We start from the raw sequence: 18,536 nt of genomic DNA, 5'->3' as shown, positions 1-18,536 counted from the left end.
CGCCCGCGCGCGGCAGGGGTCGGACACGATGCCGCCGGGCCAACCACGAGGGTCGACCCGGCGCGGACACCGGAGGATCAGCCGCGAGCAGCCTGGTAGAGCCGCTCGGGAGTGACCGCGCCGGCGAGGACCCGGCCGTCGTCGGTGAGCAGCACACTGAACAGCTTGCTGGTGAGCAGACGACCGCTACCCCAGTCGCCCTTGACCGCCGCGAGCCCGCCCAGCAGCTTCGACAGGTCCATGTCGGGTGCGGCGCCGGCCGGTGGCACGGCCGGCTTCGCCGCGACCGGCTTACCGCCCACGGCCTCGTCGAGGCGGGCGACCAGCACTGTCGTCCAGCCGGTGCCCACCGCGCGTACCTGTGGATCACCGGCCGGCTCGACGTGGCCGGGCCTGCCCGCGGCCGGCCGCTCAGCCTTCTCCTCGGTGACGGTCACGCCGGGCGGTGGGTTGAAGGTGAACTGGTCCGCTTCGGGCCGGCGGTAGTCGATCTGGGTGAAGGCCATCTCGAACGCCGGCTGGTCGCTGCCCTTCGCGAGCACCTCGAAGCGCAGCGGCACGTGCTGCTTGGCGTCGATCGCGATCCGCAGCTGGTGCACCAGGGAGCCCTCGTCGCGCGGCTGGAGCACCAGCTCGTACGCGTCCTGGCCGGCGACGGTCGCCGAGCGGCCGACGCTCACCTGGGTGCTCGGGTCGATCGCGGCCAACGCCAGGTCGGCGGCCTGCTGCGGGGTGGCCGGCAGGCTCGGGCGCGCCTCGGGCGCCGCCCGTCCGGTCTCGGCGTCGCCCAGTGTGCGGTGGCGGGCGGTGTTGGTCCGGCTCTCCCAGGTCCACACGTCCCGGCCGTTGCGGATCACGTCCTGCTCACCGAGGGTGTCCAGCAGCGCGACCCGCTGCCGATCCGGGCCGGAATACCAGACCCGCAGGGTGTGCGTGCCGGTCAACACGCTGGTCAGGTCGTTGCCGGGAATCAGCCCGACGAGTGGCGGCAGGCCGAGGTCGGCGCGCTGCACGACGGTCCCGGAGACCCCCTCCAGTCGGGAGGTCTGCAGGTCGACCAGGAGTTGGGCGGCGGTACGCGGCGGAAGGCTCGGCTCAGCCTCGGCGGCGAACGTGCCGATCGCCGCTCCACCGCCGATGACGGCGACGGCTGCGGTGGCCGGGACCAGCCAACGAAGGACGGGACGGCTTCTCAGGACGGACATGGTGGCACCTCCTGCTGCCATCCTCCCCCCTCGGGCCTGAGAACGTGCTGAGGACGCCGAGCCGGCACCGGTTGGACCCGGGGTGGCACCCTTGACCCGTGCGATTGCTGGTGGTGGAGGACGAGGCCCGGTTGGCGGCCGCCCTGCAACGGGGGCTGCGGGCCGAGGGTTTCGCGGTGGACGTGGCGCGCACCGGTCCGGCCGGCCTGGACGCGGCCCGGCACGGCGGGTACGACGCGATGATCCTCGACGTGATGCTGCCCGGCCTCTCCGGCTACGAACTGGTCCGGACACTGCGAGCGGAGCAGCACTGGTTGCCGGTGTTGATGCTCTCCGCCAAGGACGGCGAGTACGACCAGGCCGACGGCCTCGACTGCGGCGCGGACGACTACCTGACCAAACCCTTCTCGTACGTGGTGCTGCTGGCCCGGCTGCGGGCGCTGCTGCGCCGGGGCGCGCCGGAACGCCCGGCGGTGCTGGCGGTCGGTGACCTGCGACTGGACCCGGCCCGCCGACGGGTGACCCGGGCCGACGCCGAGGTGACGCTCACCGCACGGGAGTTCGCGCTGCTGAACTACCTGATGCGCCGGCCCGGTCAGGTGATCTCCAAGATCGAGCTGCTGGACCACGTCTGGAACGCGAGCCTGGAGACCGCGCCGAACATCGTCGAGGTGTACGTCGGCTACCTGCGCCGCAAGCTCGGCCGGGACCGGCTGGAGACGGTCCGGGGCGTCGGTTACCGGCTGGCGATGTGACCGCGGGCCGCCCGGTGCCGGCCCGTCGTGCGTGGGCCGGCTGGCTGCCGGTGCTGGGGCTGCGGGGGCGGCTCATGGCGATCGGCGTGGTCGGTCTCACCATCGGGCTGGCCCTGGGTGGGGTGGTGCTGCTCGGCGCGCTCGGTTTCGTGCTCCAGCGCACGGTCGACACCGAGGCCTTCCGAACCGCCGACGCGGTCGCCCTGCTCGCCGCCGAGGACGTGTTGCCCGACCCGCTGCCGGTGGCCGGTGGGCAGGTCCGCGTCCAGGTCGTCGACGAGCAGGGACGGATCAGGGCTGCCTCGATCGATGCCGATCGCCTCGTCCCGATGGTCCGCCCGGAACGGCTGCACCGGGACCGTCGGCAGCAGTTGGACGTGCCGGCGGAGCGGGTCGGGCTCGCCGGTCCGGTCCTGGTGGTCACCGTGCCGGCCGGCACGGCGGACGACCCGCTCACCGTGCTGGTCGCCCGCTCGATGGCCGACGTGCGGCAGAGCACCCACGTGGTCCGGGTCATCCTCCTGGTGGCCTTCCCGCTACTGGTGGCCGTGCTGGCCGGCGTGGCGTGGCGGGTGGTGGGCGCGACTCTGCGGCCGGTCGAGGCGTTACGTCGGGGAGCCGAGGAGATCACCGGGCGGGCCGGTACCGGCCGGTTGCCGGTGCCCGCGTCGGCCGACGAGATCCACCGACTGGCGGTCACCCTCAACGGCATGCTGGACCGGCTGGAGTCCGGCCGAGCACGTCAACGGGCGTTCGTCTCCGACGCCGCGCACGAGCTGCGCAGCCCGTTGACAAACATCCGGACCGAACTGGAGGTGGCGCAGCGACTCGCCGACCGCACGGACTGGACGGCGGTGACCGCCAACCTGCTGGCCGACACCGACCGGCTGAGCCGGCTGGTCGACGACCTCCTGCTGCTGGCCCGCCTGGACGAGGCTCCGCCGGCGCGGGGGACCGGCGCGGTGGAGTTGGGCGGGCTGTTGACCGAGGTCGCCGCCCGCTACCCGGCGTCGCCGGTGCGGGTGACCACGCCGCCGGGGCCGCTGTGGACGACCGGCAACGCCGACGAGCTGCGGCGCGTACTGGCCAACCTGGTCGACAACGCGGTACGGCACGCGTCCGGCGAGGTGGTGCTCGCCGCCGAGGCGGCGCCGGCGGCGCGGCCGACGGTCGGGTCCGGCGCCGGGGCGTACCACCTGGTGACGGTGACGGACGACGGCCCGGGGATCCCGACGGCCGACCGGGAGCGGGTGTTCGATCGGTTCACCCGCCTGGACGACGGCCGGGCCCGCGACGACGGCGGCGCCGGCCTGGGGCTGGCCATCGTCCGGGAGTTGGTACGACGCGCCGGCGGCAGCATCACCCTCACCGACGCCCCGGAGCAGCACGGGCTCCGGGTGTGTCTGCTGCTGCCGGCTGCGCCGGCGGGGGAGTCTCCAGGGCACTTGGTTGACGCACCGTGATGGCGCTGGTGCCCCCGCTCACCCACCTCGGACCCTTTGCTCTGCTTCAACCGACGCAACAGTCACGCCCCGTGATCAACGCCGGCTTCAGTGGCACCGACCAAGGCGACATTTGTGCTGGTCACACGCTGGTGCGTGGAGTGAAGCAGAGCAAAGGCTGTATGAGGCATGCCGTCGGCCCAGCCTTCTGTGACGCGCTGTCACATGTGAATCGCCCGGCCAGCGGTCACGGTCCGTCAATCTGTCAGGTCAGCGGCGGCGGGTGCAGACCTGCTCGGAGTTGGCGACGGTGTCGGTGGACCAGACCACGGCGACGGTGAAGCAGTAGTCGTTGGTGCGGTTGAGTGCGTAGATGACGTAGCTGGTGGTGCCGGCGGGCAGGGTCGCGAAGACGTTGCGGTCCTGACCGGTACGACCACCCGCGATGACCACCGGACCCTCGCTGCCGGCCGGGTAGGTCCAGTTCAGCGCGATGCTGTCCCGGGTGTCACGCAGGCTCACCGCGCCGGGCGGACTGCCGGGCGGCGCCCCGGTGACAGCCGGCGTGGGCTCGGCACTGCCCGAGCTGGGCGCGGGGGCGGCGGGCGCGCTGGCGGTGGGGGAGCCGCTCGCCGGCGGCGGAGTCGGCTCGTCGTCGCCGTCGACCCCGGCCACCCCGGCGATCACGGCGGCTGCGCCGAGCAGCACCACGACCACGCCGGCCACCAGCACGGGCACCAGCCGGTTGCGCTGTGCCGGAGGTGCCCGGTGCACGGGCACCGGCAGCAGACGAGACGGCGTGTAGGGCTCAACCGGCGCGTACGGGTCAGGCGGCGTGTACGGGTCGGCCGCCGGGTACGGGTCGGACGCGGTGTACGGGTAGGGGTCGGATGGCGTGGCGGGGCGGTGCAGCCGGTACACCCCGGGCTGCTCCTCGGTGCCGCCGGCCAGCCCGATCACCGACGGGGGCACCGGTGGGTCGGCGTGGTGGGACGAGGGTTCGTCCGCCGTCTCGGGTGGCCACCTGGTGCCCGTCGACCCGACCGGCTCGTCGGCGGGTGTTCGCGGATTCGGAACGGTGCCGCCGGCCGTCGACCCGGCCTGGTGGGGGGCCGGTGGCTGGTGGTCGGCCTCGATCGGGTCGTCGTCGTGCGGTGGGACGCGGGCGGCCGGCACCACAGGCGTGTCCCGGGCGGTGGGCGGGTTGTCGGCGCAGGCGTGGTCGGGATTGGCCGCCGCCCGAGCCAGGGCCGCCACCTGTGCGGCCAGCGGATCGTCGGCGGGCAGGTGCTGCCGGCACAGCTCGCGGGCCAGCGCCAGGTTGTCGTGCGCCTCGGTGAACTGCCCGCAGTCGCGCTGCATCGCCCCGAGCCGCGCCAGCATCTTGATGCCGCTGGGGTGCCCGTCGCCGTAGATCTCGCGGTGCAGCTCCCAGGCGTCCTGGAGGCGGTCCCGGGCGAGCGTGCACTGGCCTCGGGCGTACTCGACGGTGGCCAGGTCGGCGTGTGCGGCGAGCACCCGCAGCGACTCGGGGCCGTCCTGCGCGGTCAGCTCGATGATCACTTCCTGGTAGAGCCGCGCGGCCCGGGAGTGACTGCCGACCCGGTGCAACACCGCGGCCAGGGTCGCCGCGGCGGCCACCGTGCGCGGGTCGGAACGGCCGTGCAGCCTGGTGGTGGCCGCGTACGCGAAGGCGGCCCATCCTCGGGCCGAGTGCGGCTCACCGAGGGCGACCAACACCCTCGCCTGGAGGCTGGCCGCCTCGGCCAACTCTCCGGTGGCATTGGCCGGGCGGGGATCGGCGTCGGTGAGCGCGTCGGCGAGCAGTTGCTGCGCGCCGGCCAGATCGCCGGCCGACACGAGGTGGTGCGCCTGGTCAGTCAGTTCGCCGAAGCCGGAAGACACGCCCCATCGTGCTCATTCGACGACGGTAAGTACAAGACCCGCGCCGGTGTCGATTGGTCAGGATCTCCTCAGGTGGTCGGCCAGGGTTTCGCTGATTCGGCGTAACTGGTCGACCTGAGCGGGGCTCAACGCGTCGAACAGATGTCGGCGTACCCCCTCGACGTGGCCGGGCGCGGCGGCCGCGAGGGTCGCGAAACCCTCGTCGGTGAGCAGCGCGACCTGCCCACGGCGGTCGGTGGGGCAGTCCTCGCGGCGCACCCATCCGGCCGCCTCCAGCCGGGCCACCGCGTGCGAGAGCCGGCTGCGCGACGACCCCGCGGCCTCGGCCAGGTCGCTCATCCGTAGTTGGCGGCCGGGGGCCTCGGAGAGCCGGACCAGGATCTCGTAGTACGCGTGCGGCATGCCCGCCTCGCGCTGCAGCTCGCGGTCGAGGGTGTCCATCAGCATCCGGGACGCGGCGAGGTACGCGCGCCACGTGCGCTGTTCGTCGGGGTCCAGCCAGCGGGTCATGACGGCCATCATAACGCAGATAGTTGAACGTTCAACCAAAGCGCGCTAGCCTGGGGGCATGGGTATCCACCGGCTCAACCACGCGGTCCTCTACGTCAGTGACCTCGCCCGCAGCGTCGCGTTCTACCGGGACGTGCTGGGCTTCCGTGCGGTGGCGATGACCCCGGACGGTTTCCGGGGCGCCACCTTCCTCCAGGCCCCCGACTCCACGAACGACCACGACCTCGGCTTGTTCGAGATCGGCGCCGGAGCCGGGCGGTCGACCGCCGGCCGAGCCACCGTCGGCCTCTACCACCTCGCCTGGGAGGTGGACACCCTCGACGAGTTGGCCGTCACCGCCGAGCGGCTCGCCGCCGCCGGGGCACTTGTCGGCACCTCCGACCACGGCACGACCAAGAGCCTCTACGGGCAGGACCCGGACGGCCTGGAGTTCGAAATCGTCTGGCTGGTCCCCGCCAACCTGCTCGACGACGCCGCGCTGACCGCCCGCAAGCAGATCGGCCGGCTCGACCTGGACGCCGAACGGCAGCGCTACGGCGGGCAGACCCGGGGCGGGGTGGGGATCTCCGTGCCGGCCTGACCAGGTCGTACGGTAGAACGGACCGATGCCGACCGACCGGACCACCGATTTCCTCCGCGCGCTGCTGGTCCGCCAGCTGACCACCTGGCTGCCCACCGCCCTGCACCGCGCCCGGCGGGCCACCGTGGCGCTCGCCGGCACCGACGCGGGCGGCGCGGTGGCCGCGCTGCAGCTGGTCGCCGCGCACGCCGACCAGCTGCGCGGGCGGCAGGTGACGGTGCTGGTGCTGGCCGACGGCGCACCCGACCTGCCGGCCCGCCTCGGCCCGGTCGAGGCGGAGCTGCCCGCCGAGGTCACCGTGCACCTGCTGCCCGGCGCCCCGGACCGGCTGCCGGTCGCCGTGAAGGCGGCCGGCGCGGCCGGATCGCCGCTGTTCTCGTTCGTGGACGTGCCCGGCGAGGTGAGCCGGGAACTGCTCACCGCCGCCGCCAACGGCCGTACCGGCGAGGTGCTGCTGCACGCGGGCGGCAGTGCCCGTCACGCGCTCGTCGCGGTCGGCTTTCCCCTGGTCGCCGAGCTGGCACCGGTGCTGACGGATGACGAGGCCGCCGGCGTGATCGCGTTCGGCAGTCGTTCGGACCGGAGCCTGGAGGCGGTCCGCGACGCGCTCTGGGCGGTCGGCGCGGACCTCGGCGTGCGCTACCGCGACCCGGCCGGCGCGACTGTCGACGTGGCCGGCGATCCCGACCTCGAACCGCTGGCCCAGGCACTGCTGGCCGAGCTGCGTCGCGGCGGTCCACGGCCGGTCACCGAGCTGCGTCGGCACACCCTCACCGCGACGGTCTACCGTGCCGCCGACGCCAACCGGGCGCTGGCCGACCTGCTCGACGCGGGCGACGTGCGGCGCGACCGCGAGGCCGGCAAGCTCGCCGGCGACGAGCTGATCACGCCGAGCTGAGGCCCCTCCCCGCCCCGGGCCGGGAGTTGAGAACCCGCAGACGCCGAGCGGGGTGCCGGTGAATCACCGGCACCCCGCTCGACTCCCGGGAGGCTACGACCGGGACTTGTCCTGCTTCCAGGACAGTGGACCCGGCAGGTCGACCCGGTGCGCGCGGGCCTTGGAGTTCCAGGACCAGCGCCCGATCTTGATGCTCCACGAGGAGAAGCCGTTCTCGGTGAAGTTCAGGATGATCGGACCGTACTTCTTGCGCTTGCGAAACATGAGGCCCATCGGAGGTCTCCCCTCGTCACCGTTCCCTGCCGTGTCGAGATCGAACATGCCCGAACCGACGACTTTTGAAACCCTCTCGCCGTCCGTCCTGGACAGTGTCGGTCGCGCACCGTCAATCTCTATTCAACAGATAGGTGTTCTGCGACGGTAGGCACTGCTAGTGGTGCTTCATTGCATCGGCGACGGTGCAATTCTCACCTTCTGGAAGACCGTTGACCGGCCGATCCCGTCCCGGCAACATGAGGTCATGTCGCAGCGGGATGAGCTTCACCTCACCGCTCGTGTGCACGTCGACCTGGTCCGGCACGCGAGCGCGCTCTGTTGAGCTGACCGGTTCATCCGGCTCGGCTCCAGCGTCACACTCACACCGCCGGCCCGCTCAACGCGGAGCAGCGTGCCTCCCCACCCCCTCCGAGCGTCCCCGCCTCCCACCGTGGACAGATCAGGAGACTGCGCATGTCCCCACCCCGTTTTGCCGACGCCCCGATCACCGCCGCGGCCCGCTGCCGCGGCACCGGCCCGCGGAGCCGCTCCAGCCGGCCCCGTACACACCCGACGCCGGCTCCGGTGTCGGCATGACCACCGTGGAGCGTCCACCGGTGGACGCGGCCGAGCTGCGACCGGTGAGTTCGGACCTGTTCCGTGCCCTGCTGCGTCGACAGGCCACCAGCGTCACAGTGGTCACCGCGGTCGCCCGCGCCACCGACCCCGCCTACCGGGGTGGGATCGGCGCGCCGATCCGGGCCGGTTTCACCGCCACCTCGTTCACGTCGGTGTCGCTTGATCCTCCGCTCGTCTCGTTCTGCCTCGGCACGGCGTCGTCGAGCTGGCCGGTGCTGGCCCGCGCCGAGCACGTCGCGGTGCACCTGCTGACCGCGGGGCAGCGGGACGCCGCGACGATCTTCGCCACCAGTGGCATCGACCGGTTCGCCGCGTACCCGGACTGGTCGCCTGGACCATTCGGGGTGCCGCTGCTGACCGGCGTGCTGGCCCGACTGTTCTGCCGGGTGGTGCACCGGGTGCCCGCCGGTGACCACACGCTCGTGATCGCCGAGCCGCTGGCGCTCGGCGACGGCGGCGACGGCACGCCACTGGTGCACCACCGCGGCGGCTACACCGTGCCGGTGCCCCGGTGACGGCAGCGACCTCACCGGACCTGCTCGCGCTGGACCGGGCCGCCCAGGACCTGCTGTTCCGGGCGGCCCGCACGGCCAACACGTTCACCGACGAGCCGGTCACCGACGCCGAGGTCGCGGCGATCCACGACCTGATCCGGTACGGGCCGACCGCGTACAACGGCCAACCGCTGCGGGTGCTGCTGCTGCGCAGCGCGGCGGCCCGGGCGCGACTGCTGCCCCACCTGTCGTCGAGCAACCGGGCGAAGACCGCCAGCGCCCCGCTGGTGGCGGTGCTCGCCGCCGACGTGGACTTCCACGAGCGACTGCCCGAGCTGTACCCGCACCGCCCACAGGCCCGCGACTGGCTCACCGATCGGGTGACCCGGGTCGAACAGGCCCGGTTCAGTGCGACCCTGCAGATCGGCTACCTGCTGGTGGGCGTCCGCGCGGCGGGGCTCGCCGCCGGTCCGATGGCCGGGTTCGACACGGCGGGCGTGACCCGGGAGTTCTTTCCCGACGGGCGGCACGAGGCGCTGCTGGTCATGAACGTGGGCCGTCCCGGCCCGGGCTCCTGGCAGGATCGGCTGCCCCGGCTGAGCACCGAGGACGTGGTCCGGACGCTCTGACGCGCGGGTGGATCAGCGTGGCTCCCGCGCGAGAGTGGATCAGCGTGGCTCCCACGCGTCGGGCAGCGCGGTGAGCTTGCGCACGTGGGCGGGCAGTCGACCACTGACGATCTCGGCGAGGCTCACCTCGTCGACCACGCGTCGCACTGCCGCCCGCACCGCCACCCACAGGCCGGGCAGGTTCTCCGCCGCACCCTCGTACCGGGTCTCCTCGGGGCGCAGGCCGCGCACCCCGGCCAGCGGGCCGTCCACCGCCCGCAGCACCGCGCCGACGGTCACCTCGCGCGGCGGACGGGCCAGTGTGTAGCCGCCCTCGGCGCCGCGCTGGGCGCGGACGATGCCGGCCCGGCGCAGATCCGCCAGGACCGCCTCCAGGAACTTGCGGGGCATGTCCTGCTCCCCGGCGATGGCCTGGGTGGACAGCAGCGAGGGGTACGCGGTGGCGAGGCTCAGTGCCGCCCGTACCGCGTAGTCGCCGCGCGCGGAGATCTGCACCCCGTCATCATGCCCGGCCGGTGCCGCGGGCCGGTCCGGTGGGCGACCCGGACGGCCCGGCGTGGCCGCCGTTTGCCGGTTCGCCGAGCGCGCCGGCGCGGAATCTGCCGCCGCCGCCGGCCGTCGGCTCGACGGGCGGTCGAGGTCGGACCACCCGGCCGGTCGCGCGGTGGTCGCGGGCGGCCCGGAACGCGCCGGGGCTGACCCCGACCTCCCGGGTGAAGAAGCGGCCGAAGTTCGTCGGCTCGGAGAAGCCGAGCTGCCGGCCGATCTGGGCGATCGGTTGATCGGTCGCGGCGAGCAGCCGACCGGCCTGCAAGGCGACCCGCTCGTCGATGACCTGCTTGGCGCTGCGGCCGGTGACGGCCAGGCACGCCCGGGTCAGGGTACGCACCGAGCAGCGGAGATCGGCGGCATAGTCCTCCACCCGTCGGGTGTGCGGGTAGCGGTGCTCGACCTCCTGGCGGAACCGGTGGAACGTCTCATCCTCGGGGCGGGAGGTCGGGCGGTCGGCACCGGCCAGGGTGAGTCGCAGCAGCAGCACGGCCAGTTGGTGGCGGAGCAGCGCGCGGGCGGTGCGGTCGTCGGGGTGCCGCTGGCAGTCCACCGCCAACTGGCTCACCTCGGTGATCACCGCGTCCTCGTCCTCGCCGGCCAGTTGCCGCCAGGTGACGGGCGCGTCCGGGTCGACGTCGAAGCCGCGCAGCGCCTCGGGGTCCCAGGAGACCACCGTGGCGTCGAACTGCGGGCCGGCGCAGCGCAGCGCCTGGCCGGCGCGGACCCGCAGCAGTGTGCCGGGCCGGCACGGCAGCAGGTGGAAGTCGAGTTCCGCATCGCCGTGCCCACGGGTGGTGAGGATCAGCAACTCCTGCTCGACGATCACCGGCCGACGCCAGCCCGGGGCACCGGCAAGGGCGGCCAGCGCGAACGTGGCGATCTCGTCGGGTACGGGTGGAGCCGAACCGATCGGTGGCGCGGGGGAGGGACCGGTGAAGACCATCGCCTGCGACGGTAGCCCGAACCGCAGGTCACCGCATCCCAATCGACGCGGGTCGCGGAATCGGCGCCGCCCGCGGGGCTTGTCGCCGTCCCGGCGACCGGGCTACGTTACCCGGCGGTAGTGCCGTCCGGTCCGCGGTCCGCCCGGCGCTCCGTCGGCCGCCCGACCGGTCGGCGGCCCCGCCGACTCGCGATGGGATGGGCATGACGCAGCTGTTCTCGGTCGAAGGTAAGACGGTCCTGGTCACCGGCGGGTCGCGGGGGATCGGTCTGATGATCGCCCAGGGCTTCGTGCGGGCCGGCGCACACGTGATCATCTCGTCTCGGAAGGCCGACGTCTGCGAGGCGGTCGCCAAGGAACTCTCCGCCGAGGGTCGGTGCGAGGCCATCCCCGCCGACCTCGGCGACGACACCGGCGCCGAGGCGCTGGCCGCCGCCGTACGTGAGCGCTTCGACCGCCTCGACGTGCTCGTCAACAACGCCGGCGCGACCTGGGGCGCACCGCTGGAAAACTACCCGGAGGCCGCGTTCGACAAGCTCTGGGCCGTCAACGTCAAGGCCGTCTTCCGGCTCACCACCGCGCTGTTGCCGGCGCTGCGCGCGGCGGCCAGCGCCGACGACCCGGCCCGCGTGATCAACATCGGGTCGATCGACGGCATCCGGGTCCCGATGATGGAGGTGTACGCGTACTCGGCCACCAAGGCAGCCGTGCACATGCTCACCCGCAGCCTGGCCCACCAACTCGCCGCCGAACAGATCACCGTCAACGCGATCGCGCCCGGCCCGTTCGAGAGCAAGATGATGGCCTTCGCGCTGGAGGACCCCGCCAGCCGGGCCGCCATCGAGCAGCAGGTGCCGCTGGGCCGCATCGGACGCCCCGAGGACATGGCCGGCACGGCCATCTACCTGTCGTCGCGGGCGGGCGCCTACCTCACCGGGGCGGTCATCCCCGTCGACGGGGGCATCACCACCCACGGCTGAGCATCGGCCAGCCCGGGTCGGGCTGCCCGCGTACCCCCGGGTGTGCCAGGGCCGCGCGGACTCGGCAGATCCGCGCGGCCCCGGTATGGCCGGTGTTGCCCGTTCAGGCGGTGCTCAGCGACCGGCGAGCAGCCGGTTCACCGCTGTGTCGACGTCCAGGTGCTCGGCTTCGCGGCCGCGCGGGACGACGACGTACGTCCGTCGAAGGAAACGCACCAGAACGCTGCGCGGCACCTCGAAGAGGGCGTTGCCGTCCGGTGACGAGAGGGCCAGCGCGACGAAGTCGCCGCGCGGTGTGGCCCAGGGCCAGACCCGAACATCACCGATGCCGGCCGGCTCGTCCAGGCCGGTGACCAGAAGTTCGCGAGCGAACGACCAACTCACCGCCTCGCCCCCTGCCGATTCGGCATGGAACAGGACATGGACCGCATACGGGTCAGCAGGGTCGTAACGCAGACTGGCACGCACCGGCAAGGCGGTGGCGTCAGGTGCGACGAGCCTTAGCGACGTCTCGACCTCTACGGTCGTCGGTCGGATGACACTCATGGACGTTCTCCCCCCGGCACCGCTGCGGAACGCGCGTGTCCCGCTTTTCCCATACTCAGGTGCTACTCCTGGCTACGCTCCGCCATACGCTGACTTCACCCAGTGGTGGGAAGGGGGACGGAAAGGCCGCGTGAATGTGAACATTCATGTAGGATTTCCGGTTCTGCCCAGTGCGTGATCCCGCCCGGCATCGGGTGGTTCAGTCGTCGACTTACTCCGGTAACGTCCAGTCGGCCGTTGCAGTGACGGGCCTGAGCGACACTGGGGGGTGAAATGGTGGCGAAGAAATCCTCAGTGGATCGGCCCGCGGCGCCCAGCCCACCGAAGGTCGCGGTCCGAGCAGCCGAAAAGCGGGGGTACGGAACAACGATGGAGCAGCCCGAACGCGCCGATCGGCCAACGTCCGACGCCGATCGTCCCGGCGGTGTCCTCGTCGTCGGGGACCCGCCGCGCCGCCCCCGCTGGCGGGAGCGGATCTCGCTGACACTCGACCTCATCCGGGCCAACCCCACCGGGCGGATCGCCCTCAAGATCTTCATTGCGATCGCGGGAGCGATCGTGGTGACCATCGGCATCGCTCTCATCCCCCTGCCCGGCCCCGGCTGGCTGCTGGTGATCGCCGGATTGGGCATCTGGGCCGTCGAATACCACTGGGCGCGCCGGCTGCTCGGCTTCACCCGCCGACACGTCCACGGCTGGACACAGTGGGTGACCCGACAGTCACTAGCAGTGCGAATCGTGCTCGGGTCCGTCGGCCTGGTCTTCGTGGCCACCGTGGTCTGGCTGTCGCTCAAGTTCAGCCTCGGCATCGACCTGGTCGCCAAGGTGATGCAGTACCTCGCGACGCACTGACCCCGGATTTCCGGTCTCGTTCCACGATCGGGTAGAGTCAGTGGCGCTGAGGGCGATTAGCTCAGTGGGAGAGCGCTTCGTTCACACCGAAGAGGTCGCTGGTTCGATACCAGCATCGCCCACCCTTAGTTTTGCAGGTCAGAGGCCCGTTGCCGGATCAGTCGGTAACGGGCTTCGCCGTATGTGCTGCTTACATTAGGAGCAGATTGGGAGCAGCGCGGCTGGTCTATCTTAGGGCCGCCGTGGACCTGTCTGGTTGAGTGACCTGATGTGCGGCCCGAGCGGGCCTGCTGGCTAGTTGAGGAGTTGGGCCGGCCGCTGCCGGTGCCGCGTGGCGAGAGGGTGGCCCCGGTTATGGCTCATGGGTTGGCTGGCGGCCGTGGGTCCGATGGTTGGCCCATTCGCCGGTCCACATTGCGAGGTCGTGTACCCAGAGCTCGGCGCTCTGCCGGGACTGGACGGCCCACTTTGTTGCGTTCTTCGACGCGAAGTGGTCCAGGACCTGCCGGTCGGTCGCCGTCCATGCGGGAAGCTGGGTTAGCCACTCTTCTGCCTGTTCCGCGCTGTGGCCGCTGCCGATCAGCCACTGGAGGAGCAGCGCGAGTTCGACCCATGCGGCGGCCTTGGTTGCTCACGCCAATCGCTGGGTGTCAGGTCGTCCACCGTGGCGGGACAGTGGCACCGGCGCCCACATCACGAGGGTGCCCCGCGCTGTGGCTCGGGGCTGACTGATGGCCGTCGGTCTGGTGATCTGCCCACCCGCCGGTCCACACTGCGAGGTCGTACCTGGCGCTCGGTTTTCTGCCGGGACTTCGCCGCCACTTCGTTGCGTTCTTTGACGGGAAGTCGTGCAGGACCTGGCGGTCGGTCGCGGTCCAGGCGGGAAGCTGCGCTATCCACTCTTCTGCCTGCTCGGCGCTGTGGCCGCTACCGATCAGCCATGGGCGGGCTGTCAGTTGTCCTGCCGGCGGCAGGACTGCCGTGCGTGCCTTGACAGGAAGGCGGAGCAGCAGGACAGTCGACCTATTCATTGACGTGCAGCTATCTACGGCGAGGTGTGCCATGCGGAAGTCGCTGACTGCTGTGGCCGCCATCGCTGTTGCCATGGTCGCGATGATGGCCGCGATCTCACACGCCAGTGCGGCGAACGCGGCGGCCGGGTGTCGGGTGAACTACGTCGTCACCAGCCAGTGGACCGGTGGCTTCCACGCCGACATCGCGGTCACCAACTTGGGTGACCTAGTCAACGGGTGGACGCTGCGGTTCGCGTTCCCTGCGGTCGACCAGCGGCTCACGCAAACCTGGAGCGCCACCTGGGCCCAGGCGGGCCAGCAGGTCAGCGCGACCAATCTGGGCTGGAACGCGACCCTGGGCACCAATGGCTCCGCGAACATCGGTTTCGTTGGCGCCTGGTCAGGCAGCAACCCCATACCGGCGTCGTTCACGCTCAACGGCGTCACGTGCACCGGCGGCGTCCTGCCCAGCGTGACGCCGACCCGGACGGCCACACCGCCGGTCGCTGACTACCCGGCGATCGTCACCTGGCTCAGCCCGACCGCCGGCGCGGTGTACACCACGCCGGGAACCGTCCCGCTGGCGGCGACCGCGACCGTGGGAGGCGGACACAGCATCACCTCGGTGTCGTTCCGGGTGGACGGCGTCACGGTGGCTCGGGGGGTGAGGACGACCGGTGACCGGTACGAGGCGCTGTGGACACCACCGATCGGGGAGCCCGGCACCAGCACCACCTTCGTGCTGTACGTCTCGGCCGGCACCGACCAATCGCTGCCCGGCGCTGCGCCGCCGCTGCTGGTCACGGTGGTGACGCCGGCGTCCACCGGCACCAACCACCCGCCGGCGGCGGCGCTGAGCACCCCCGGCGGGCAGACCTACTTCCTCGAACCGACGACCGTCACGCTGGTCGCCGACGTCGCCGATACCGATCCCGGGGACCTCGTCAGCCGGGTGGAGCTTTACCTCGGCGCGACCCGGTTGGCCGTGACGCCGACCAACAGCGGACAGCGCTACCAGTTCCAGGCTGCCCTGTCGGCCGGCACGTCGTCCACTTTCACCGTGCGGGTCCACGATTCCCACGGCGGCCTCGGCATCTCGAACCCGCTGACCTTCACCATCCGTTAGCGCCTCGGCCCTCCGTTAAGGGCTGACCAAGGTCCTTCCACTGGCCGTCGACACGTTTGCGAGTCGGCACGGCGCTCTGGGTCAATTCGACCAGGCCATCGGGGTTGGCGGTGACCGTCGTGGTGGGTGAACCTGCGGCGGTCGCCTCAAACAGCTTGCTGGAGCTTTGGCGTTGCGGGTGAGCTTGCTGGAGTCCGCCGTCGTTCCGTCATTCGAGACACCGATCCCACAGGCAGTGCCCTGACCAGGACCTTCAGACTGGAGACCTCTTCGGCGAACCCGAAGGCGCCAGTGGCGGGCGCGCACTCTGCACTCAGGGTCGCTGCGCGGGTGCCGAGCGGGCGATCAATCGTCTCCATCAAACTCGGTTTCGTCGACGAGGCCGCCTAGGAACGTCTCGAAGTCACGGGCGATGACCGTGATCTGGTAGTTCCACTCCTGGTCGACGTGTACGACTGTCGGCTCGCCGGGGGATCGGTAGTCGAGGGCGATCATGTCGTGGCCCGCCGAGGGGCAGTCGGCGATGTAGATGCCGATGTCGGGGTAGCCCCACTCGTCTATCCAGAACGCGTTTCCGAGTTCTCCGCACAGGCTGAAGTGAGCAGTCCGACCGATCGCCGCGAGTGTGTACACAGCCACGTAGTTTGCGGACCAGGAGGTTCGGCTGGGCGAGGGGTGGGCGTCACGGGCCAACACCCCGCCGTTGTGTCGCTGGGCCAGATCGATGTACGCAGCGGGTACGTTGCGTCCGAGTTGCGCCTCCACCTCCCGCAGAACCTCGTCTGTGAGCGGGCTTTCCAGCGGACCGGAGGTGTCGAAGACGATCGTGGGATCGAGCACGCGCTGACGGTAGTCGCTCAGCGCCAGTTGCAGAAACAACTTCAGCTCCACAGTCTGATGCTGTCCGCGGTGGCACGCCCGGAGCTGCCTGCTCCGCGGGACTGGCGTGCGCTGGTTACGGGTCGCTCGCGCATCGCAGCGGCGGACGGGCCACTTATTGGTGACGATTGCGTTTCCCCGGACTTGCAGGCGTCAGCTGCCGCGAAGAATCTGGTCCCGGTACTGCTGGAAGCCGTGCCATCCAGCCGTCTGAGTGGGCTCGCCGGTTAGGAACTCGCCGGTCGAGATGTCGAGAGCGCGACCACCAACCGAGGCGACGATCCGCGCGATAACGGCCAGAACGTCGTCGCCGCCTCCACGCACGTACAACATGATCGAATCAACGGGGTCGTGCGACCCGATGTTGAGCTCGATGTGCCAAGTCGGACCGACCAAGCGCCCCCACTCAGGATCCGAGAGGTCGAGGTCCTGAAGGGTTTCACGTAGCCACCGCCTGACATCCGGCCCAGTTCCCAACGGCGGCGGATTGAAGTCCTGCGGAAGCTGGTCAACCGACCTGGCGTCGGCCGGGGCGTCGAAGATAAGAACGTCCCAACTCATGGCGTCCTCCGGCGTGCTCAGCCAACCCGGGCAGTTTACTCGTGGTCGTTGCACCACGATCCCTGCCATCCGCTCGGGCGTGTAGACGGCCGGTGCCCGCTCGGTAAATGTGCGTTGCCGGTGCGAGTGCCCGGTACGGCTATGTCCAGGGCGGGAGGTGTCGGCCGATGTAGTCGCGGGCGCGGGGTCGCGGGTCATGCCAGTACTGGTTCGGCATGCGGTGGTGGTGCTTCTGGCAGAACTCAGCGAGACCTTCCGTGATCTTGATGCGCGTGAGCGGTTGGCCTTCGAAGTTCGTGTTGACCGCCAGCAGTTGGGGCTCGGGATTCCAGCCTGAGTGGTCGAACGCCCAAGCGTCCCAGGCCGCGTAGGTGTGGATGACGTGCAGCTGGCCTGGGAGGCGCATCGCGGTTATGTCGATGGACCTGTCTGGATAGAAGTCCCGGCAAGCCCAGGCGAGGATGTGACAGGCTCCGGCAGCGAAGAAGGCCTGGTCTGTCCGGTCCCATGCGACCCGTTGGTCTGATCGCTCGATGGGCGTCCGACGAAACGCTCCCGCTGCTCTGGCTGCCACAGCCCGGACGGTACTGGATGCGCCGACACATCCGATCATGTCCGACGGGGCGTCGCGGTGAGTATCCGGCTGTGACGCCGAAGCCGTCCGGTCACGCCTAGTTGAGGGTATGCGCGTCAACGTGGTGGATCAGCAACAGCTTTCCGGGCGAGCAGATACCCCTGCGCGGGGCTGCCCGGCCCATCGGCGGGGACGCCGCCCCAGAACACGGTGGTGAAGCCAGCGTCCGTGACGTTTTGTTCCATCTCCTGCGGGGTCTGCCAGTAAAGGTCGAACTCAACACCTAAATTGGCGCTGCGGCCCGCACGTCGGACCTGACTGCTGCCGGCCTTGAACGCGGTCACCAGATAGCCGCCCGGCTTGATGACGCGATACAGCTCGCCAAAGGCCGCTTGTCGATCGCCTGGTTTCAGGAAGATGAGGGAGTACCAGCAAAGCACGCCTACTAGCGACGCGTCCTCGAAGGGCAGCTCGCGCAGGTCGGCGACGTCGAATCGGTAAGCGGCATGGTCACGCTGAGCCACGCGGATCATCTCGGGTGAGAGGTCGACTCCCCACGGTGTCAGACCCTTGGCCGCCAGGTAGGGCGCGAGGCGTCCCGTCCCGCAGCCAACGTCGCCGACGTTGATGCCCAAGTCCGTGGCAAGCGTCAGGTCGCAGAACAGGTCGAGGACGGCCCGTTCCGCGGGCATGCGATCCAGAGCATCTGCCAGGCGTTCGGCGTAGAACTCGGCGAGGACGTCGTGTGCGGCTCTCAACTCTTTGGTGTTGGCGTCCACGGAGGGACTATAGGGCGCGGCACCGGCGGTGCTGCGTGACTACGGCAAGTCGATGAAGCCTTACTGGGACGAGGCGGCGCTCATTCCCGACAAGGGCGCTGCCGGGCCCGGATCGGGGAGCAGATGGGGAGCATCAGGCTGCTCTGAACGGCATTCAACTGCGCTCAACGGCGTCCAACGGCCTTCAACTGCACCCACCCCTGCCTGCGGCTCCACGTTGCCGCAGGTCAGAGTTGGTCCGGCGTCCTGTTCCCGCGGAGTGCTCTGCGGTTCTGCACAGCGGTCGACAAGCTTCTATGTGGCCTGGCAGGGGAGTGTGCGCAGGTCTAGTACTCCAGCAGGAGATCCGTTTCAGGGCTCAGTGAGGGCTTGTCGTGCGTAGTGGCTGATCTTGGCTTCGGCTTGGTGCTGGCGTCGGA

Annotated in this window: 21 protein-coding genes and 1 tRNA gene; 12 read left to right on the top strand and 10 right to left on the bottom strand. The window is 70.8% G+C overall.

Annotated elements, in window-relative coordinates; translation table 11 throughout:
* Positions 1-77 precede the first annotated feature (77 nt).
* Positions 78-1,205 carry a sigma-E factor regulatory protein RseB domain-containing protein gene (locus tag AB0C25_RS32095; RefSeq protein ID WP_357378239.1) on the bottom strand — a complete coding sequence of 376 codons (1,128 nt, stop codon included), beginning with the start codon at positions 1,203-1,205 and terminating at the stop codon, positions 78-80.
* Positions 1,206-1,303: 98 nt separating this feature from the next.
* Between AB0C25_RS32095 and AB0C25_RS32090 the strand changes: the two genes are divergently transcribed.
* On the top strand, positions 1,304-1,960 hold the full coding sequence (locus AB0C25_RS32090) for a response regulator transcription factor (RefSeq protein WP_357378237.1): 657 nt from the start codon (positions 1,304-1,306) through the stop codon (positions 1,958-1,960).
* Between the two features lie 74 nt (positions 1,961-2,034).
* The gene (locus AB0C25_RS32085) at positions 2,035-3,423 is read left to right on the top strand and encodes an ATP-binding protein (protein WP_357378379.1); all 1,389 of its coding nucleotides are present in this window, start codon (positions 2,035-2,037) and stop codon (positions 3,421-3,423) included.
* A gap of 249 nt (positions 3,424-3,672) precedes the next feature.
* Here AB0C25_RS32085 and AB0C25_RS32080 read toward each other — a convergent pair whose 3' ends face one another.
* Complete coding sequence (locus AB0C25_RS32080) at positions 3,673-5,307, bottom strand: tetratricopeptide repeat protein (protein WP_357378235.1); 1,635 nt, start codon at positions 5,305-5,307, stop codon at positions 3,673-3,675.
* Between the two features lie 57 nt (positions 5,308-5,364).
* Positions 5,365-5,826: a MarR family transcriptional regulator gene (locus tag AB0C25_RS32075; RefSeq protein WP_357378377.1), complete on the bottom strand. Its 462-nt coding sequence runs from the start codon at positions 5,824-5,826 to the stop codon at positions 5,365-5,367.
* A gap of 49 nt (positions 5,827-5,875) precedes the next feature.
* On the opposite strand from AB0C25_RS32075, the gene AB0C25_RS32070 reads away from it, so the two are divergent.
* Both AB0C25_RS32070 and AB0C25_RS32065 read left to right on the top strand, forming a co-directional pair.
* Positions 5,876-6,397 carry a VOC family protein gene (locus AB0C25_RS32070; protein ID WP_357247987.1) on the top strand — a complete coding sequence of 174 codons (522 nt, stop codon included), beginning with the start codon at positions 5,876-5,878 and terminating at the stop codon, positions 6,395-6,397.
* A 25-nt stretch (positions 6,398-6,422) separates the two neighbouring features.
* Entirely contained in the window at positions 6,423-7,295 is an 873-nt protein-coding gene (locus AB0C25_RS32065) for a hypothetical protein (protein ID WP_357378233.1), read from the top strand.
* A gap of 93 nt (positions 7,296-7,388) precedes the next feature.
* Here AB0C25_RS32065 and AB0C25_RS32060 read toward each other — a convergent pair whose 3' ends face one another.
* Positions 7,389-7,568: a DUF4236 domain-containing protein gene (locus AB0C25_RS32060; RefSeq protein ID WP_030333600.1), complete on the bottom strand. Its 180-nt coding sequence runs from the start codon at positions 7,566-7,568 to the stop codon at positions 7,389-7,391.
* A gap of 247 nt (positions 7,569-7,815) precedes the next feature.
* Here AB0C25_RS32060 and AB0C25_RS32055 point away from each other — a divergent pair, with 247 nt between their 5' ends.
* The 3 genes from AB0C25_RS32055 (at position 7,816) to AB0C25_RS32045 (ending at position 9,312) form a co-directional block, all read left to right on the top strand.
* Positions 7,816-7,893: a putative leader peptide gene (locus tag AB0C25_RS32055; RefSeq protein WP_350938629.1), complete on the top strand. Its 78-nt coding sequence runs from the start codon at positions 7,816-7,818 to the stop codon at positions 7,891-7,893.
* 250 nt (positions 7,894-8,143) lie between these two features.
* The gene (locus tag AB0C25_RS32050; RefSeq protein WP_357378231.1) at positions 8,144-8,704 is read left to right on the top strand and encodes a flavin reductase family protein; all 561 of its coding nucleotides are present in this window, start codon (positions 8,144-8,146) and stop codon (positions 8,702-8,704) included.
* On the top strand, positions 8,701-9,312 hold the full coding sequence (locus AB0C25_RS32045; protein ID WP_357378229.1) for a malonic semialdehyde reductase: 612 nt from the start codon (positions 8,701-8,703) through the stop codon (positions 9,310-9,312). The genes AB0C25_RS32050 and AB0C25_RS32045 overlap by 4 nt, the downstream gene beginning before the upstream one ends.
* Before the next feature lie 39 nt (positions 9,313-9,351).
* Here the strand turns inward: AB0C25_RS32045 and AB0C25_RS32040 are convergent, their stop codons facing one another.
* Both AB0C25_RS32040 and AB0C25_RS32035 read right to left on the bottom strand, forming a co-directional pair.
* Complete coding sequence (locus AB0C25_RS32040; protein ID WP_355032917.1) at positions 9,352-9,807, bottom strand: Rrf2 family transcriptional regulator; 456 nt, start codon at positions 9,805-9,807, stop codon at positions 9,352-9,354.
* A gap of 7 nt (positions 9,808-9,814) precedes the next feature.
* Positions 9,815-10,807, bottom strand: a complete 993-nt coding sequence (locus AB0C25_RS32035; RefSeq protein WP_357378227.1) for an AraC family transcriptional regulator — start codon at positions 10,805-10,807, stop codon at positions 9,815-9,817.
* 203 nt (positions 10,808-11,010) lie between these two features.
* Here AB0C25_RS32035 and AB0C25_RS32030 point away from each other — a divergent pair, with 203 nt between their 5' ends.
* Entirely contained in the window at positions 11,011-11,787 is a 777-nt protein-coding gene (locus AB0C25_RS32030; RefSeq protein ID WP_357378225.1) for a glucose 1-dehydrogenase, read from the top strand.
* A 114-nt stretch (positions 11,788-11,901) separates the two neighbouring features.
* On the opposite strand, the gene AB0C25_RS32025 is transcribed toward AB0C25_RS32030, so the two are convergent.
* Positions 11,902-12,333 (bottom strand): SsgA family sporulation/cell division regulator, encoded by a 432-nt coding sequence (locus AB0C25_RS32025; RefSeq protein WP_007457244.1) that lies wholly within the window; start codon positions 12,331-12,333, stop codon positions 11,902-11,904.
* 273 nt (positions 12,334-12,606) lie between these two features.
* Between AB0C25_RS32025 and AB0C25_RS32020 the strand changes: the two genes are divergently transcribed.
* From AB0C25_RS32020 to AB0C25_RS32010, 3 genes are all read left to right on the top strand, one after another.
* On the top strand, positions 12,607-13,185 hold the full coding sequence (locus tag AB0C25_RS32020; RefSeq protein ID WP_357378223.1) for a TIGR02611 family protein: 579 nt from the start codon (positions 12,607-12,609) through the stop codon (positions 13,183-13,185).
* Between the two features lie 50 nt (positions 13,186-13,235).
* Positions 13,236-13,307, top strand: a tRNA-Val gene (locus AB0C25_RS32015).
* 859 nt (positions 13,308-14,166) lie between these two features.
* Complete coding sequence (locus AB0C25_RS32010; RefSeq protein WP_357378221.1) at positions 14,167-15,324, top strand: cellulose binding domain-containing protein; 1,158 nt, start codon at positions 14,167-14,169, stop codon at positions 15,322-15,324.
* Between the two features lie 345 nt (positions 15,325-15,669).
* On the opposite strand, the gene AB0C25_RS32005 is transcribed toward AB0C25_RS32010, so the two are convergent.
* Both AB0C25_RS32005 and AB0C25_RS32000 read right to left on the bottom strand, forming a co-directional pair.
* Complete coding sequence (locus tag AB0C25_RS32005; protein ID WP_357378375.1) at positions 15,670-16,164, bottom strand: SMI1/KNR4 family protein; 495 nt, start codon at positions 16,162-16,164, stop codon at positions 15,670-15,672.
* Positions 16,165-16,356: 192 nt separating this feature from the next.
* On the bottom strand, positions 16,357-16,764 hold the full coding sequence (locus tag AB0C25_RS32000) for a hypothetical protein (RefSeq protein ID WP_357378219.1): 408 nt from the start codon (positions 16,762-16,764) through the stop codon (positions 16,357-16,359).
* Between the two features lie 196 nt (positions 16,765-16,960).
* Here AB0C25_RS32000 and AB0C25_RS31995 point away from each other — a divergent pair, with 196 nt between their 5' ends.
* Complete coding sequence (locus AB0C25_RS31995) at positions 16,961-17,101, top strand: hypothetical protein (protein ID WP_357378217.1); 141 nt, start codon at positions 16,961-16,963, stop codon at positions 17,099-17,101.
* Between the two features lie 353 nt (positions 17,102-17,454).
* Here AB0C25_RS31995 and AB0C25_RS31990 read toward each other — a convergent pair whose 3' ends face one another.
* The gene (locus tag AB0C25_RS31990; protein ID WP_357378215.1) at positions 17,455-18,117 is read right to left on the bottom strand and encodes a class I SAM-dependent methyltransferase; all 663 of its coding nucleotides are present in this window, start codon (positions 18,115-18,117) and stop codon (positions 17,455-17,457) included.
* Between the last annotated feature and the right edge of the window lie 419 nt (positions 18,118-18,536).

Origin of the sequence: Micromonospora sp. NPDC048839, from assembly GCF_040649915.1 — a bacterium.
Taxonomy (GTDB): domain Bacteria; phylum Actinomycetota; class Actinomycetes; order Mycobacteriales; family Micromonosporaceae; genus Micromonospora.
The sequence above is the reverse complement of the archived record's forward strand: the minus strand, read 5'-3'. Positions and strand labels throughout refer to the sequence as shown.

Excerpts from the sequence above, each read along its gene's own strand:
- AB0C25_RS32095 (WP_357378239.1), bottom strand. The coding sequence starts at position 1,205 with ATGTCCGTCCTGAGAAGCCGTCCCGTCCTTCGTTGGCTGGTCCCGGCC.
- AB0C25_RS32085 (WP_357378379.1), top strand. The coding sequence starts at position 2,035 with ATGGCGATCGGCGTGGTCGGTCTCACCATCGGGCTGGCCCTGGGTGGG.
- AB0C25_RS32075 (WP_357378377.1), bottom strand. The coding sequence starts at position 5,826 with ATGGCCGTCATGACCCGCTGGCTGGACCCCGACGAACAGCGCACGTGG.
- AB0C25_RS32070 (WP_357247987.1), top strand. The coding sequence starts at position 5,876 with ATGGGTATCCACCGGCTCAACCACGCGGTCCTCTACGTCAGTGACCTC.
- AB0C25_RS32065 (WP_357378233.1), top strand. The coding sequence starts at position 6,423 with ATGCCGACCGACCGGACCACCGATTTCCTCCGCGCGCTGCTGGTCCGC.
- AB0C25_RS32060 (WP_030333600.1), bottom strand. The coding sequence starts at position 7,568 with ATGGGCCTCATGTTTCGCAAGCGCAAGAAGTACGGTCCGATCATCCTG.
- AB0C25_RS32055 (WP_350938629.1), top strand. The coding sequence starts at position 7,816 with ATGTCGCAGCGGGATGAGCTTCACCTCACCGCTCGTGTGCACGTCGAC.
- AB0C25_RS32050 (WP_357378231.1), top strand. The coding sequence starts at position 8,144 with ATGACCACCGTGGAGCGTCCACCGGTGGACGCGGCCGAGCTGCGACCG.
- AB0C25_RS32035 (WP_357378227.1), bottom strand. The coding sequence starts at position 10,807 with ATGGTCTTCACCGGTCCCTCCCCCGCGCCACCGATCGGTTCGGCTCCA.
- AB0C25_RS32030 (WP_357378225.1), top strand. The coding sequence starts at position 11,011 with ATGACGCAGCTGTTCTCGGTCGAAGGTAAGACGGTCCTGGTCACCGGC.
- AB0C25_RS32025 (WP_007457244.1), bottom strand. The coding sequence starts at position 12,333 with ATGAGTGTCATCCGACCGACGACCGTAGAGGTCGAGACGTCGCTAAGG.
- AB0C25_RS32020 (WP_357378223.1), top strand. The coding sequence starts at position 12,607 with ATGGTGGCGAAGAAATCCTCAGTGGATCGGCCCGCGGCGCCCAGCCCA.
- AB0C25_RS32000 (WP_357378219.1), bottom strand. The coding sequence starts at position 16,764 with ATGAGTTGGGACGTTCTTATCTTCGACGCCCCGGCCGACGCCAGGTCG.
- AB0C25_RS31995 (WP_357378217.1), top strand. The coding sequence starts at position 16,961 with ATGCCAGTACTGGTTCGGCATGCGGTGGTGGTGCTTCTGGCAGAACTC.